We start from the raw sequence: 14,875 nt of genomic DNA on the forward strand, positions 1-14,875 counted from the left end.
ATAAAAATGTCGCTCATCTCTCGCTTCCATACATCAGGCGAGACATCTGTCCCGTGATGGCGAAGAGTATATGTTCACGGCGAAGGTGGGTGATAAAGTAACGAGATATCTTTGAGACATGAGAACAAAATAATGGCTAAGAGCGCGGCAGCCCTGCACATCCTGGTAAAAGAAGAAAAACTGGCGCTGGAGATCCTCAGCAAGCTGGAGCGCGGTATTAGCTTCGATCACCTGGCAAAACGCTACTCTCGCTGTCCATCCGGGCGCAACGGCGGCGATTTGGGTGAATTCAAACAGGGGATGATGGTGGGGCCATTTGATGCCGCCGTGTTTAGCTGTCCATTGCTTAAACCTTACGGGCCGGTCAAAACCAAATTCGGCTATCACATCATCAAGGTGCTGTATCGCCGATAAGCCATGCTAAAATCGCCAGCCTTATATATTCCCTTTTGAAGGCACGATCATGGCAAAAACAGCAGCAGCAGTGCATATCCTTGTAAAAGAAGAGAAACTGGCACTGGATCTTCTGGAGCAGATTAAAAACGGTGCCGACTTCGGCAAACTGGCTAAGAAGCATTCCATCTGCCCATCGGGCAAACGCGGCGGCGATTTAGGTGAATTCCGTCAGGGCCAGATGGTGCCGGCGTTCGACAAAGTGGTCTTCTCTTGCCCGGTGCTGGAGCCAACCGGCCCGCTGCACACCCAGTTCGGTTACCACATAATTAAAGTGCTGTACCGCAACTAATAAAAAGCCCGGTGTTTAAACACCGGGCTTTTTTATCGGATGGCGCTACGCTTATCCGGCGACTGCAATACGTTTCATATCAGTCATATAGCCACGCAGTTTCTGGCCCACTTTCTCGATAGCATGACCGCGAATGGCGTCGTTAACGTCGCGCAGTTGCGCGTTATCTACCGCGCCTTCGGCAATCGCTTTGCCCAGGTCGCCAGTCTGCAGGGTAGTCATGAACTCTTTCAGCAGCGGTACGCAAGCGTAAGAGAACAGGTAGTTACCGTATTCTGCGGTATCGGAGATAACCACGTTCATTTCGTACAGACGCTTACGGGCGATGGTGTTCGCGATCAGCGGCAGTTCGTGCAGTGATTCGTAGTAAGCGGACTCTTCGATGATGCCGGAATCGACCATGGTTTCGAACGCCAGCTCAACACCCGCTTTCACCATCGCAATCATCAGCACGCCTTTATCGAAGTACTCCTGCTCGCCGATTTTACCTTCAAACTGCGGCGCGGTTTCGAACGCGGTTTTGCCGGTTTCTTCACGCCAGGTCAGCAGTTTCTTATCGTCGTTGGCCCAGTCTGCCATCATGCCGGAAGAGAATTCGCCGGAGATGATGTCATCCATGTGTTTCTGGAACAGCGGCGCCATAATCTCTTTCAGCTGTTCGGACAGCGCGTAAGCACGCAGCTTCGCCGGGTTAGACAGACGGTCCATCATCAGGGTGATGCCGCCCTGCTTCAGCGCTTCGGTGATGGTTTCCCAGCCGAACTGAATCAGTTTTTCCGCGTATGCCGGGTCGGTGCCTTCTGCCACCAGCTTGTCGAAGCACAGCAGAGAACCGGCCTGCAGCATACCGCACAGGATAGTCTGCTCGCCCATCAGGTCAGATTTCACTTCCGCAACGAAAGATGATTCCAGTACGCCCGCACGGTGACCGCCGGTGGCCGCTGCCCAGGCTTTAGCAATCGCCATGCCTTCGCCTTTCGGGTCGTTTTCCGGGTGAACGGCGATCAGCGTCGGAACACCGAAACCACGTTTGTACTCTTCACGCACTTCGGTACCCGGGCATTTCGGCGCCACCATCACCACGGTGATGTCTTTACGGATCTGCTCGCCCACTTCGACGATGTTGAAGCCGTGGGAGTAGCCCAGCGCCGCGCCATCTTTCATCAGCGGCTGTACGGAACGCACCACGTCAGAGTGCTGTTTGTCCGGCGTCAAGTTAACCACCAGGTCAGCCTGCGGGATCAGCTCTTCGTAGGTACCTACTTTGAAGCCGTTTTCGGTCGCTTTACGCCAAGAAGCACGCTTCTCAGCAATCGCTTCTTTACGCAGGGCGTAGGAAATATCCAGACCGGAGTCACGCATGTTCAGGCCCTGGTTCAGACCCTGAGCGCCACAGCCGACGATGACCACTTTTTTACCCTGCAGGTAGCTCGCGCCGTCGGCGAATTCGTCGCGGCCCATAAAGCGGCATTTACCCAGCTGCGCCAGCTGCTGGCGCAGATTCAGTGTATTAAAGTAGTTAGCCATGATGGTGTACTCCGTGATGTTGTGTTGTCGTGCTTATTGTTCGGTTCGCAGACATTCTGTTTGCGAGAATAGACTCACATTACAACAGGAAATTTATTGCGGAAATTGATATATTCACAACGTCACGTTGCAATTTCTGCAACATAAAACCGTGAGGTGAAATCGGTGGATTTACGCGATCTGAAAACCTTCCTGCATCTGGCAGAAAGCCGCCACTTTGGCCGCAGCGCGCGGGGGATGCACGTCAGCCCCTCCACGCTTTCCCGGCAAATTCAGCGGCTGGAAGAGGACCTCGGTCAGGCGCTGTTTGTGCGTGATAACCGCACGGTCACACTGACCGAAGCAGGGGAAGAACTGCGGGTATTTGCCCAGCAAACGTTGTTGCAGTATCAGCAACTGCGCCACACCCTCGATCAGCAAGGACCATCACTTTCTGGTGAACTGCACATTTTCTGCTCGGTGACCGCGGCGTACAGCCACCTGCCGCCGATCCTCGACCGCTTCCGCGCCGAGCATCCGTCCGTCGAAATTAAGCTCACCACCGGCGACGCCGCCGATGCGATGGACAAAGTGGTCACCGGCGAGGCCGATCTGGCGATTGCCGGTAAGCCGGAAACGCTGCCCGGTGCGGTGGCGTTTTCCATGCTGGAGAATCTGGCAGTGGTGCTGATCGCCCCGGCGCTGCCCTGCCCGGTGCGCAATCAGGTGTCGGTCGATAAGCCCGACTGGTCGACGGTGCCGTTTATCATGGCCGACCAGGGGCCGGTACGCCGTCGCATTGAGCTGTGGTTCCGTCGCCACAAAATCAGTAACCCGCAGATTTACGCCACCGTCGGCGGTCATGAGGCGATGGTCTCAATGGTGGCGCTCGGCTGCGGCGTGGCGCTGCTGCCGGAAGTTGTGCTGGAAAACAGCCCGGAACCGGTACGCAATCGCGTGATGATTTTAGAGCGCAGCGACGAAAAAACGCCGTTTGAACTGGGTGTCTGCGCGCCGAAAAAGCGGCTGCATGAGCCGCTGATTGATGCCTTCTGGAAGATTGTGCTGGAACGCAAAATCGCCGAGTAGCGCCAGCGTCTGGCCTAAAATCAGTGGTAGATTCAGTATTGGCACTCCTTTTCTGTATAATGTCCCGTGCCATAATAGATGTGGGGGGCTTGTTAACCATGCCGTTAAGCAAGCTAGAACAGACGGTGTCATTGCGCACTTGACAGCGAAAATACAAACTTAATTAGCCATCATTATGATAATCAAACCAAAAATTCGTGGATTCATCTGTACAACGACCCATCCGACTGGCTGCAAAGTCAATGTGGAAAAACAGATCGAGTACGTTAAGCAAAACGGGAAAATTGAGAACGGCCCTTCCCGCGTGCTGGTGATCGGTGCTTCCACCGGTTACGGCCTGGCATCCAGAATTTCCGCCGCCTTTGGCAGCGGTGCCGCCACTATCGGCGTATTTTTCGAAAAACCGGGCACGGAAACCAAACCTGGTTCCGCGGGCTGGTATAACTCTGCCGCCTTCGATGAAGCTGCTAAGCGTGAAGGCCTGTACTCCAAAAGCATCAACGGCGACGCGTTCTCCGATGAGTGCCGCGACGAAGTGATCAAACTGATCAAAGAAGACCTGGGTCAGATTGATTTAGTGGTTTACTCACTGGCGTCCCCGGTGCGTAAAATGCCGAAAACCGGCGAAATCGTCCGTTCTGCGCTGAAGCCAATCGGCGAGGTTTATACCTCTAAAGCGATTGATACCAACAAAGATCAGATCATCACCGCCAGCATTGAGCCGGCCACCGAAGAAGAAGTTCAGAACACCGTTACCGTCATGGGCGGCGAAGACTGGGAACTGTGGATGGGCGCGCTGAGCGAAGCGGGCGTGCTGGCTGACGGCGTGAAAACCGTGGCTTACTCCTACATCGGTACCGACCTGACCTGGCCAATCTACTGGCACGGCGCGCTGGGCAAAGCGAAAGAAGACCTCGACCGCGCGGCGGGCGAACTACGTAAGCAGCTGGCACCGCTCAACGGTTCCGCGAACGTTGCCGTCCTGAAATCCGTTATCACCCAGGCCTCTTCTGCTATTCCTGTGATGCCGCTGTACATTTCCATGGTCTTCAAGCTGATGAAAGAACAGGGGATTCACGAAGGTTGTATCGAGCAGATCAACCGTCTGATGACCACCAGCCTGTACGGCGATAAAGTGGCGCTGGATGACAACCAGCGTATCCGTATGGATGACTGGGAACTGCGTGACGATATTCAGCAGGCGTGCCGTGACCTGTGGCCGCTGATCACCACCGAAAACCTGGCGCAAGAAACTGACTATGCAGGTTACAAGCAGGAATTCCTGAACCTGTTCGGTTTTGCCCTCGACGGTGTGGATTACGACGCGGACGTGAACACCGAAGTCGAATTCGAAGTCATCACGCTGTAATTCTCTGATTCAGATGTAAAAAAGGGTTCATGTTTCCATGAACCCTTTTTTTATAGCCGCCGTTAGCCCGCAAGGAAGAACCTGAACGCCGGGTTATTGGTCTCGTCGTGGCACTCATACCCCAATTCGTTGAGCCGGGTTTCGAAGTCCGGTTCGTTATCGCCCAGCTCAAACGCCGCCAGTACACGGCCATAGTCGGTACCGTGGCTACGGTAGTGGAACAGGGAAATATTCCAGTGCGTACCCAGGGTGTAGAGGAACTTCAGCAGCGCACCTGGCGATTCCGGGAACTCAAAGCTGTAGAGGCGCTCTTGCAACGGCTTAGACGGACGGCCGCCGACCATATAGCGCACGTGCAGCTTGGCCATTTCATCGTCTGACAGATCCACCACGCTGTAACCGCCGTCTTTGAGTAGGCTAAGGATTTCCTTACGCTCCTCGACGCCGCGGCTCAGCCGCACGCCCACGAAGATGCAGGCATCTTTGGCGTCAGCAAAGCGATAATTGAACTCGGTGACCGAACGCCCGCCCAGCAGCTGGCAGAACTTCAGGAAGCTGCCCTTCTCTTCCGGGATCGTCACCGCCAGCAACGCTTCGCGTTGTTCGCCCAGCTCGCAGCGTTCGGAAACGTAGCGCAGACCGTGGAAGTTCACGTTCGCACCGGACAGCACATGCGCCAGACGTTCGCCGCGAATATTGTGCTGGGCGATATATTTTTTCATCCCCGCCAGCGCCAGCGCCCCGGAAGGCTCTGCCACCGCACGCACGTCCTCAAACAGGTCTTTCATCGCCGCACAGATAGCGTCGCTATCGACGGTAATAATGTCATCGAGATATTCCTGGCACAGGCGGAAGGTTTCATCGCCGATGCGTTTTACAGCGACACCTTCAGCAAAGAGACCGACGCGTGGCAGATCCACCGGATGACCGGCATCCAGCGCCGCTTTCAGGCAGGCTGAATCTTCGGCTTCGACGGCGATCACTTTGATCTGCGGCATCAGCTGTTTAATCAGCACCGCCACGCCCGCCGCTAACCCGCCACCACCCACCGGCACAAACACGCGGTCGAGGTGGGCGTCCTGCTGCAACAATTCCAGCGCCAGCGTGCCCTGCCCGGCAATCACCATCGGATGATCGAACGGCGGCACCCAGGTAAAACCTTGCTGCTGGGAAAGCTCAATCGCTTTGGCTTTGGCTTCATCAAAATTCGCGCCGTGCAACAGCACTTCACCGCCGAAACCGCGAACGGCGTCGACTTTGATATCAGCGGTCGCCACCGGCATCACAATCAGTGCCTTCACGCCTAATCGCGCAGAGGAGAAAGCCACGCCCTGGGCGTGATTACCTGCAGATGCGGTAATGACGCCATGCGCTTTTTGCTCTTCAGTCAGGCCCGCCATCATGGCGTAGGCCCCGCGCAGCTTAAAGCTGTGAACAGGTTGCCTGTCTTCGCGCTTTACCAGAATCACGTTGTCGAGGCGCGAAGAGAGTTTTTCCATTTTTTGTAGCGGCGTTACCTGCGCCGCTTCGTAAACCGGCGCACGCAGCACCGCTCTGAGATACTCGGCTCCCTCAGGGGCGCCGGACAAGGGTTGTGAATCCGCCATGGTCATTAACCCCCCAGTTTCGATTTATCGCGCACCGCGCCTTTGTCGGCGCTGGTTGCCAGACTGGCATAGGCACGAAGGGCAAAGGAGACCTGACGCTCGCGGTTTTTCGGCGTCCACGCCTGGTCGCCGCGGGCTTCCTGGGCTTCACGACGGGCGGCGATTTCCGCCTCGCTCAGCTGAAGCTGAATACCGCGATTCGGGATATCGATAGCGATCATGTCGCCGTCTTCGATGATCGCGATGTTGCCGCCGCTCGCCGCTTCCGGGGAAACGTGGCCGATAGACAGGCCGGAGGTACCGCCGGAGAAGCGACCATCGGTGATCAGCGCACAGGCTTTACCCAGCCCCATCGATTTCAGGAAGGTGGTTGGGTAGAGCATTTCCTGCATGCCCGGCCCGCCTTTCGGCCCTTCGTAGCGAATCACCACCACGTCGCCTTCGACCACTTTACCGCCGAGGATCGCTTCAACCGCTTCGTCCTGGCTTTCGTAGACTTTCGCCGGGCCGGTAAATTTGAGAATGCTGTCGTCAACGCCGGCGGTTTTCACGATGCAGCCGTTTTCCGCGAAGTTGCCGTACAGTACCGCCAGACCGCCATCCTTGCTGTAAGCGTGTTCCAGCGAGCGAATACAGCCTTCGGCGCGATCGTCATCCAGCGTATCCCAACGGCAATCCTGCGAGAACGCCTGGGTGGTGCGGATGCCCGCCGGACCAGCGCGGAACATTTTTTTGACCGCTTCATCCTGGGTCACGGTGATGTCGTACTGTTCCAGCGTCTGCGGCAGAGAGAGACCAAGGACGTTTTTCACGTTGCGGTTCAGCAGCCCAGCACGATCCAGCTCGCCTAAAATACCCAAGACGCCGCCGGCGCGGTGAACGTCTTCCATATGGTATTTCTGCGTGCTTGGCGCCACTTTACACAGCTGCGGCACCTTGCGGGACAACTTGTCGATATCACTCATGGTGAAGTCGATTTCCGCTTCCTGCGCCGCCGCCAGCAGATGCAGAACCGTGTTGGTGGAACCGCCCATGGCGATATCCAGCGTCATGGCGTTCTCAAACGCCGCTTTACTGGCAATGTTACGCGGCAGCGCGGAAGCATCATCCTGCTCGTAATAACGTTTGGTCAGCTCAACGATGCGTTGACCAGCGGTGAGGAACAGCTCTTTACGGTCAGCGTGGGTCGCCAGCAGCGAGCCATTGCCCGGCTGCGACAGGCCCAGCGCTTCGGTCAGACAGTTCATCGAGTTGGCGGTGAACATCCCGGAGCAGGAGCCGCAGGTTGGGCAGGCGGAACGTTCAACCTGCTCACTCTGAGAGTCGGAGACTTTCGGGTCCGCGCCCTGAATCATCGCGTCAACCAGGTCGAGCTTGATGATCTTGTCGGAAAGTTTGGTTTTCCCGGCTTCCATCGGGCCACCGGAAACGAAGATCACCGGAATATTCAGGCGCAGCGAGGCCATTAACATCCCGGGGGTGATTTTGTCACAGTTGGAGATGCAGACCATCGCGTCGGCACAGTGGGCGTTGACCATGTACTCAACGGAGTCAGCGATCAGCTCGCGGGACGGCAGTGAATAAAGCATGCCCCCGTGGCCCATAGCGATACCGTCATCCACCGCGATGGTGTTGAACTCTTTCGCCACGCCGCCTGAGGCTTCGATTTGTTCGGCAACCAGCTTACCAAGATCGCGCAGGTGGACGTGACCCGGCACGAACTGGGTAAAGGAGTTCACGACAGCGATAATCGGCTTGCCGAAATCGGCGTCGGTCATCCCGGTGGCGCGCCACAGTGCGCGGGCGCCCGCCATATTGCGGCCGTGGGTGGTGGTGGCTGAACGATACTTAGGCATGCTTGATTAACTCCCGTCTGTCTTTCCCCTGCATACTTCACGCCGCAGGTGCGTTGGCTGCCTCGCTCACCCCAGCCACTTACTACAGTAAGCTCCTGGGACTTGCTGCGTTGCCGTCTTCCTGCAACGTGAATTATTTTAGGGAAATATTAATATTGTTATTGGTTTACTGAATCCAACCAGCCGTATTTGTCTTCCGTTTCACCGGTGAAGAGGCCAAAGAAGGCCTGCTGGATGCGTTTGGTGACCGGGCCGCAGCGGCCTTCGCCCACCTGAATACCATCGACGCTGCGTACTGGCGTGATTTCCGCCGCGGTACCGGACATAAACACTTCGTCGGCCAGGTACAGCGATTCACGGGACAGCACCTGCTCACGCACGTCGATATCAAGATCTTTCGCCAGTTTAATGATGGCATCACGGGTGATACCCGGCAGCGCGGAAGAGGTAAATGGCGGGGTAAACAGAATGCCATCTTTGACTTCAAACAGGTTTTCACCCGCACCTTCGGAGATGTAGCCATTCACGTCCAGCGCAATACCTTCCTGATAACCATGACGACGCGCTTCGCTACCCACCAGCAGCGAAGACAGATAGTTACCGCCCGCTTTAGCAGCAGTAGGGATGGTGTTCGGCGCCACGCGGTTCCAGGAAGAAACCATCGCATCGATCCCTTGTTCCAGCGCTTCTGCGCCGAGGTATGCCCCCCACGGGAACGCGGCGATGATCACATCAGTGGTGTAGCCCGCTGGCGGGTTAACGCCCATCCCGACATCGCCTACAAATACCAGCGGACGAATATAGGCGCTGGTCAGGTTGTTTTTGCGGATCACTTCGCGGCAGGCTTCCATCAGTTCATCAACGCTCTGAGAGACCGGAAAACGGTAGATCTTGGCTGAATCACGCAGACGCTGCATATGTTCACGATGACGGAACACCACCGGCCCTTTGTGAGAATCGTAGCAACGGATACCTTCAAATACAGAAGTACCGTAGTGCAGAGCGTGGGACATCACGTGGACCTTCGCGTCTTCCCAACGAATCATCTCGCCATTAGACCAAATGTAATCAGCTTTTTTCGTCGTCATTTTTCTTCCTTTTGCGCTCAGGCGCGGATTTGTTGTGATGTGGTTGTGCTCTGGCAGATAGCAACATGTGCAACGTCTACCAGCTTAATTAACTGACTAAACAGTAAGTCGACCGACCGGGGGCTGGCAACGGTCAATTCGATATTTATATTCTGCGCATCGCTGGCGGCTGCCATGTTCATGGAGCACACCTGAAAACCACGATGGCGTACCACGCGTAAAACACGTTCTAAGGTTTCCGGATTGAAACGAGCCTCAACGGCGACCTGATGATGCATCATGATAATTTCTCCAGCATTTCTGAGTTGCTGGCGCCAGGCGGCACCAGAGGCCAGACATTCTCAAGTTCGTCGATTGAGACATGAAGCAGGTATGGCCCCTCGCTGTTCAGCATGGTGTCGAGTGCCGCTTCAACCTGGTCTTTACGGGTGATGTGCTGGCCAGGTATGCCGAAGGCGCTGGCCAACATGAGGAAATCGGGGTTATCGGTAAGGGTGGTTTCGCTATAACGTTCCTGGAAAAACAGTTGCTGCCATTGTCGCACCATGCCTAAGCGCTGGTTGTCGAGTAAGACTATCTTCAGCGGTAACTGCTTACGCTTCACGGTGCCCAGCTCTTGCACATTCATCATGAAAGAGCCGTCACCGGAGATACAGATAACCGTATCGTTCGGGCGCGCGACCTGGGCACCCACGGCGGCAGGCAGGCCAAAGCCCATCGTACCCAAACCGCTGGAGGTGATGAAATTTTCCGGGCGGGTATAGGTCATATGCTGTGCTGACCACATCTGATGCTGACCAACATCCGTCGTCACCACGCTATCTGCAGGTTTGCGTTCTGACAGCTGTTTTAACAACAGCGGCGCGTAGATAGCGTCACCCGGATGATCATAACGCCAGGCATGTTCTGCCCGCAGCTCTGCACAGGACTGACGCCATGCGTCAATCTTCAGCGGTTGTTGTAATGCCGGCAACAGCGAATTTAAATCGCCCTGCAACGCGACGTGTGCCTGACGTAGTTTGTTCATTTCCGCCGGGTCGATATCCATATGGATAACGCTGGCGTTAGGAGCGAAAGTATTCAGCTTACCGGTTACCCGGTCATCAAAACGTGCGCCCACTGCGATCAGTAAATCACTTTCTTGCACCGCGAAATTCGCCGCTTTAGTACCGTGCATTCCCAGCATGCCCAAATAGTACGGATAGTCAGCGTTTACTGCGCCCAGGCCTTTCAGCGTGCAGGCAACTGGCATTTGGGTAAGCGCAATAAACTCACGCAGGGCAGAGACCGCCTGCGCCATACCCACGCCACCACCTACGTACAGGATGGGTTTTTGCGCCTGAGCCAGCATTTTACGCGCCTGCTCAACGTCAGCATGCGGGATAGTCTCTACGTTTCCGACGGTCGTGAAATACGGTTCCAGCGTACCGCTGGCTAACTGGATGTCTTTCGGGATATCGACCAGAACGGGGCCCGGACGACCAGAGTTCGCCACGTCGAAAGCTTCTGCCATGATGCGCGGCAGTTCCTCCAGTGACTGCACCAGGAAACTGTGTTTGGTGCAAGACAGAGACATACCGAGAACGTCCACTTCCTGGAACGCATCCGTTCCGATGAAAGGTGATGCAACCTGGCCGGTGATCGCCACAACGGGGACAGAATCCAACAACGCATCGGCAAGGCCGGTGATCAGGTTGGTAGCACCAGGGCCTGAAGTGGCGATACACACGCCTGTTTTACCGGTCGCACGGGCATAGCCAATCGCCGCCATCGCTGCGCCCTGCTCGTGTCGGCACAACAGGTGTTCTACGCCGCCGTCATATAACGCATCATAAACCGGCATGATTGCGCCACCGGGATAACCAAAGACGGTTTGAACCCCTTGTGCACGCAACGCATGTACCACCCACTGTGCCCCATTCATAGTTACATCCCCGCCGTAAATCTTGAGAAACAGAATTTTATGCTGATATTCACTTTCTGCTCCTCGTGTATGTTTTTAAGGTCAAAAAAAACCCCCGGACCTTTCGGTGCGGGGGTCTTAGTTCGTTAAGGCTTGTTTTCTAAGCCTTTCCTCGTCCAAGTGCAGCCCCGCACGGTGGGATAATAATCACCACCACGCTAATCACGACCAAGCTAATCACTCGTAGAAGGGCTGTCATTTTTATATTTTCTTGCATCTTGTTCGAAGGAATACCTAAAGAGTTACCATAGAATTTGCAAATAACACAAGAATTTTTTTTATTCGTTTTTCTGACTCCGGTAACGGTTTTGATAAATCGCCTTGTTTTCTATATAAAAAATTAAAAAATGAAAATATTTCACGTTTCAGGTCACTCTTGAGCACACACTCCCCCCCCAGCGACACCTTACAAATACGTTTGCGAGCGTTATTCCTGGTTTCATGCAAAAGATTTAATTTGCAAAAAAATACGTGAATCAGCATCTAAAAGCCGCAATCAAGTTAAATCTTGCCGCGATACATTGCCGCATAATGCCTTCATCAGGAGGGGTTATGTCACTATCGATTGTTCACACCCGCGCTGCGCTTGGCGTGAATGCGCCAGCCATTACCATTGAGGTACATATCAGCAATGGTCTGCCTGGTTTAACCATGGTGGGATTGCCAGAAACTACGGTGAAAGAGGCCCGCGATCGGGTTCGTAGTGCGATTATTAATAGTGGTTATGAATTCCCGGCCAAGAAGATAACCATTAACCTCGCTCCTGCCGATCTTCCCAAAGAAGGAGGACGATATGATTTACCTATCGCAGTGGCGCTTCTGGCCGCTTCTGAGCAGCTTACAGCCCATAATCTCGATACCTACGAGCTGGTAGGTGAATTAGCGCTTACAGGCACGCTACGCGGCGTTCCAGGAGCGATTTCAAGCGCAACCGAAGCAATACGTGCAGGCAGGAGAATTATTGTCGCAAAAGAGAATGCCGCTGAAGTCGGACTAATACATGGTGAAGGGTGTCTGATTGCCGATCACCTACAGTCCGTATGCGCATTTCTCGAAGGGAAGCATGATTTAGACAGACCGTTATCTGCAGACTTCACGCCAGAGCCATTAGCTGATGATCTGAGCGATATCATCGGTCAGGAACAAGGCAAACGCGGACTGGAGCTCACTGCGGCTGGCGGTCACAACCTGCTGCTTATCGGCCCTCCGGGGACGGGAAAGACCATGCTGGCCAGTCGCCTCAGAGGGCTGCTTCCGCCTCTTAGCAACGATGAGGCACTGGAAAGTGCGGCGATACTCAGCCTGGTCAATTCCGCTACGATACAAAAACAGTGGAAGCAGCGCCCTTTTCGCTCACCGCATCACAGTGCTTCGTTAACCGCTATGGTAGGCGGTGGGTCTATTCCTGCGCCGGGAGAGATCTCTCTGGCGCATAACGGCATACTATTTCTGGACGAATTACCTGAGTTTGAGCGGCGCACGTTGGATGCCCTGCGTGAACCTATCGAGTCCGGGCAAATCCATTTATCCCGCACTCGGGCTAAAATAACCTACCCTGCGCGCTTTCAACTCATTGCTGCAATGAATCCCAGCCCAACGGGTCATTATCAGGGGAACCATAACCGCTGCACCCCAGAACAAACGCTGCGTTACCTCAACCGATTATCAGGACCGTTTCTTGACCGTTTCGATCTCTCCCTCGAAATCCCTTTGCCTCCGCCCGGCATACTCAGCCAGAGCGCAGTGAAAGGGGAAGATAGCGCCACGGTGAAGCAACGCGTTATCGCCGCACAAGAGCGTCAGTATCGGCGACAAAATAAGTTAAACGCGCATCTGGGCAGTCAGGATATACATGAATATTGCCAACTTCGCAGTGATGATGCGCAGTGGCTTGAAGAGGCATTGGAACATCTCGGATTATCTATCCGCGCGTGGCTGCGATTGATAAAGGTCGCCCGAACCATTGCGGATCTCGAGCAATGTGACCATATTACCCGTCAGCATTTGCAGGAGGCCATTGGGTATAGGGCGATCGACAGGTTACTCATTCATTTGCAGAAACTACTGACATAAAAAAAAGGGCTTTCGCCCTTTTTTATTAATCATCAGATTCGGTGTAGTCTTCTGCACCTTCCACCTGAGGTTTCCCACCAGACAGCGTGTGGAAACGTTTTGGACGCTTAATACGCGTCATATACTTAGACCACACGCGTTCAGCTTCGGTAACCGGTTCACGTTCACCACGGCATACCGCAACAAACAGTTTTTCTTCTTCCGTTACCGGCTCACGTTTGCCCAGATCCAGCTCGTTGAAAGCATAACCGTGACGCTCAAGCAGTTGTGCTTCTTTAATGGTGAAATCACCATGACGGGAGAATCCACGGGGATAATATTTATTGTCGAAATATCGATTAGTCGTCGTAAAGCTTTCCGCCATCCTGCACGCTCCTAATTCTTTGGCCGAGCTATTTATGGCGCGGAGTATTAGTTACGCTTGACAGAGCGTCAAACAAAAGATTTAAATCATCACGACAAATAATTTTATGGAGCGAGTTGTGGATACGGAATTGTTAAAAACTTTCCTGGAGGTTAGCCGGACACGCCACTTTGGCAGGGCTGCTGAAGCGCTCTATCTGACCCAATCAGCGGTTAGTTTTCGGATCAGACAACTGGAAAATCAATTGGGTGTAAATCTGTTCACCCGACACAGAAACAATATCCGTTTAACCGCGGCGGGTGAGAAATTATTACCTTACGCTGAAACGCTGATGAATACGTGGCAAGCAGCACGCAAGGAGGTCGCGAATACCTCGCGGCATAACGAGTTTTCAATTGGTGCCAGCGCATCCCTTTGGGAATGTATGCTTAATGACTGGTTGAGGCGTTTGTATCAGTCACAGGAGCCACAAACCAGCCTGCAGTTTGAAGCGAGAATCGCTCAACGACAGTCGTTAGTAAAGCAGCTACATGAACGACAGCTTGATCTACTGATCACCACCGAAACGCCCAAAATGGACGAATTTAGCAGCCAACTGTTGGGATATTTCACGCTGGCGCTCTATTGCAGTTCACCTTCGCAAACCAAAGATGAACTGAATTACCTACGCCTGGAATGGGGACCCGATTTTCAACAACACGAAGCGGGACTGATCGCGGGAGATGAAGTGCCGGTTCTGACCACCAGTTCAGCAGAACTGGCCAGGCAGCAACTTTCTGTCCTTAAGGGCTTTAGTTGGTTGCCCGTTAACTGGGCTAAAACAAAAAACGATCTACACACGGTTACCGACAGCACAACACTGTCACGCCCTTTATATGCAGTCTGGCTGCAAAACAGCGACAAGCATGCACTTATTTGCGATCTGCTAAGAACAAGTATTCTGGAAGATTAGAAAGCACTGGCAAGGATGCCAGAAGTAATACAGCAGAAAGGAATAGCTCAAATTGCAGATAAAAAAAATCCTTAGCAAGAATGCTAAGGATTGTTTCTGGCAGGGGCGGAGAGACTCGAACTCGCGACACCCGGTTTTGGAGACCGGTGCTCTACCAACTGAGCTACGCCCCTAAATTTTTTTATCATTAAGCCTGCTTAGTAGCAGGCTTAATTTTCTAATAAGTGGCGGAACGGACGGGACTCGAACCCGCGACCCCCTGC

14 protein-coding genes and 1 tRNA gene are annotated in these 14,875 nt (G+C 54.1%); 6 read left to right on the top strand and 9 right to left on the bottom strand.

Annotated elements, in window-relative coordinates; translation table 11 throughout:
- Positions 1-132: 132 nt before the first annotated feature.
- The gene (ppiC, locus tag FDW96_RS12300) at positions 133-414 is read left to right on the top strand and encodes a peptidylprolyl isomerase PpiC (RefSeq protein WP_061381061.1); all 282 of its coding nucleotides are present in this window, start codon (positions 133-135) and stop codon (positions 412-414) included.
- Positions 415-463: 49 nt separating this feature from the next.
- Entirely contained in the window at positions 464-745 is a 282-nt protein-coding gene (gene ppiC, locus FDW96_RS12305) for a peptidylprolyl isomerase PpiC (protein WP_003017999.1), read from the top strand.
- Positions 746-796: 51 nt separating this feature from the next.
- On the opposite strand, the gene ilvC is transcribed toward ppiC (FDW96_RS12305), so the two are convergent.
- The gene (ilvC, locus tag FDW96_RS12310) at positions 797-2,272 is read right to left on the bottom strand and encodes a ketol-acid reductoisomerase (RefSeq protein ID WP_001726996.1); all 1,476 of its coding nucleotides are present in this window, start codon (positions 2,270-2,272) and stop codon (positions 797-799) included.
- A 165-nt stretch (positions 2,273-2,437) separates the two neighbouring features.
- Between ilvC and ilvY the strand changes: the two genes are divergently transcribed.
- Both ilvY and fabV read left to right on the top strand, forming a co-directional pair.
- The gene (gene ilvY / locus FDW96_RS12315; protein WP_137365759.1) at positions 2,438-3,340 is read left to right on the top strand and encodes an HTH-type transcriptional activator IlvY; all 903 of its coding nucleotides are present in this window, start codon (positions 2,438-2,440) and stop codon (positions 3,338-3,340) included.
- A 175-nt stretch (positions 3,341-3,515) separates the two neighbouring features.
- A complete protein-coding gene (gene fabV, locus FDW96_RS12320) occupies positions 3,516-4,709 on the top strand; it encodes an enoyl-ACP reductase FabV (protein WP_042314082.1) in 1,194 nt (397 codons plus the stop codon).
- A 62-nt stretch (positions 4,710-4,771) separates the two neighbouring features.
- On the opposite strand, the gene ilvA is transcribed toward fabV, so the two are convergent.
- The 6 genes from ilvA to ilvL all read right to left on the bottom strand — a co-directional run bounded on the left by ilvA (position 4,772) and on the right by ilvL (position 11,422).
- Positions 4,772-6,316, bottom strand: coding sequence for a threonine ammonia-lyase, biosynthetic (gene ilvA / locus FDW96_RS12325; protein WP_042314101.1), 1,545 nt, complete (start codon positions 6,314-6,316; stop codon positions 4,772-4,774).
- A 5-nt stretch (positions 6,317-6,321) separates the two neighbouring features.
- Positions 6,322-8,172 (bottom strand): dihydroxy-acid dehydratase, encoded by a 1,851-nt coding sequence (ilvD, locus tag FDW96_RS12330; protein WP_061381062.1) that lies wholly within the window; start codon positions 8,170-8,172, stop codon positions 6,322-6,324.
- A gap of 158 nt (positions 8,173-8,330) precedes the next feature.
- A complete protein-coding gene (locus FDW96_RS12335) occupies positions 8,331-9,260 on the bottom strand; it encodes a branched-chain amino acid transaminase (RefSeq protein WP_137365760.1) in 930 nt (309 codons plus the stop codon).
- Positions 9,261-9,277: 17 nt separating this feature from the next.
- Positions 9,278-9,541: an acetolactate synthase 2 small subunit gene (ilvM, locus tag FDW96_RS12340; protein WP_042314087.1), complete on the bottom strand. Its 264-nt coding sequence runs from the start codon at positions 9,539-9,541 to the stop codon at positions 9,278-9,280.
- The gene (ilvG, locus tag FDW96_RS12345) at positions 9,538-11,184 is read right to left on the bottom strand and encodes an acetolactate synthase 2 catalytic subunit (RefSeq protein ID WP_042314090.1); all 1,647 of its coding nucleotides are present in this window, start codon (positions 11,182-11,184) and stop codon (positions 9,538-9,540) included. Before ilvG ends, ilvM begins: the two co-directional genes overlap by 4 nt.
- A gap of 139 nt (positions 11,185-11,323) precedes the next feature.
- Positions 11,324-11,422, bottom strand: a complete 99-nt coding sequence (gene ilvL, locus FDW96_RS12350) for an ilv operon leader peptide (RefSeq protein WP_001311244.1) — start codon at positions 11,420-11,422, stop codon at positions 11,324-11,326.
- A gap of 353 nt (positions 11,423-11,775) precedes the next feature.
- Between ilvL and FDW96_RS12355 the strand changes: the two genes are divergently transcribed.
- Positions 11,776-13,296 (top strand): YifB family Mg chelatase-like AAA ATPase, encoded by a 1,521-nt coding sequence (locus FDW96_RS12355; protein ID WP_137365761.1) that lies wholly within the window; start codon positions 11,776-11,778, stop codon positions 13,294-13,296.
- A gap of 25 nt (positions 13,297-13,321) precedes the next feature.
- Here FDW96_RS12355 and maoP read toward each other — a convergent pair whose 3' ends face one another.
- Positions 13,322-13,660 (bottom strand): macrodomain Ori organization protein MaoP, encoded by a 339-nt coding sequence (gene maoP / locus FDW96_RS12360; protein ID WP_003018025.1) that lies wholly within the window; start codon positions 13,658-13,660, stop codon positions 13,322-13,324.
- A 106-nt stretch (positions 13,661-13,766) separates the two neighbouring features.
- On the opposite strand from maoP, the gene hdfR reads away from it, so the two are divergent.
- On the top strand, positions 13,767-14,612 hold the full coding sequence (gene hdfR / locus FDW96_RS12365; protein ID WP_137365762.1) for an HTH-type transcriptional regulator HdfR: 846 nt from the start codon (positions 13,767-13,769) through the stop codon (positions 14,610-14,612).
- 97 nt (positions 14,613-14,709) lie between these two features.
- Here hdfR and FDW96_RS12370 read toward each other — a convergent pair.
- Positions 14,710-14,785: transfer RNA gene (locus FDW96_RS12370), tRNA-Trp, on the bottom strand.
- Positions 14,786-14,875 lie beyond the last annotated feature (90 nt).

This window comes from Citrobacter sp. TBCS-15, from assembly GCF_005280815.1.
GTDB lineage: Bacteria > Pseudomonadota > Gammaproteobacteria > Enterobacterales > Enterobacteriaceae > Citrobacter > Citrobacter werkmanii.

Bases quoted from the DNA above. Each gene is read 5' to 3' on its own strand.
- ppiC (WP_003017999.1), top strand. From the start codon at position 464: ATGGCAAAAACAGCAGCAGCAGTGCATATCCTTGTAAAAGAAGAGAAA.
- FDW96_RS12335 (WP_137365760.1), bottom strand. From the start codon at position 9,260: ATGACGACGAAAAAAGCTGATTACATTTGGTCTAATGGCGAGATGATT.
- fabV (WP_042314082.1), top strand. From the start codon at position 3,516: ATGATAATCAAACCAAAAATTCGTGGATTCATCTGTACAACGACCCAT.
- ilvC (WP_001726996.1), bottom strand. From the start codon at position 2,272: ATGGCTAACTACTTTAATACACTGAATCTGCGCCAGCAGCTGGCGCAG.
- ilvG (WP_042314090.1), bottom strand. From the start codon at position 11,184: ATGAATGGGGCACAGTGGGTGGTACATGCGTTGCGTGCACAAGGGGTT.
- ilvM (WP_042314087.1), bottom strand. From the start codon at position 9,541: ATGATGCATCATCAGGTCGCCGTTGAGGCTCGTTTCAATCCGGAAACC.
- ilvL (WP_001311244.1), bottom strand. From the start codon at position 11,422: ATGACAGCCCTTCTACGAGTGATTAGCTTGGTCGTGATTAGCGTGGTG.
- FDW96_RS12355 (WP_137365761.1), top strand. From the start codon at position 11,776: ATGTCACTATCGATTGTTCACACCCGCGCTGCGCTTGGCGTGAATGCG.
- hdfR (WP_137365762.1), top strand. From the start codon at position 13,767: ATGGAGCGAGTTGTGGATACGGAATTGTTAAAAACTTTCCTGGAGGTT.
- ilvA (WP_042314101.1), bottom strand. From the start codon at position 6,316: ATGGCGGATTCACAACCCTTGTCCGGCGCCCCTGAGGGAGCCGAGTAT.
- maoP (WP_003018025.1), bottom strand. From the start codon at position 13,660: ATGGCGGAAAGCTTTACGACGACTAATCGATATTTCGACAATAAATAT.
- ppiC (WP_061381061.1), top strand. From the start codon at position 133: ATGGCTAAGAGCGCGGCAGCCCTGCACATCCTGGTAAAAGAAGAAAAA.
- ilvD (WP_061381062.1), bottom strand. From the start codon at position 8,172: ATGCCTAAGTATCGTTCAGCCACCACCACCCACGGCCGCAATATGGCG.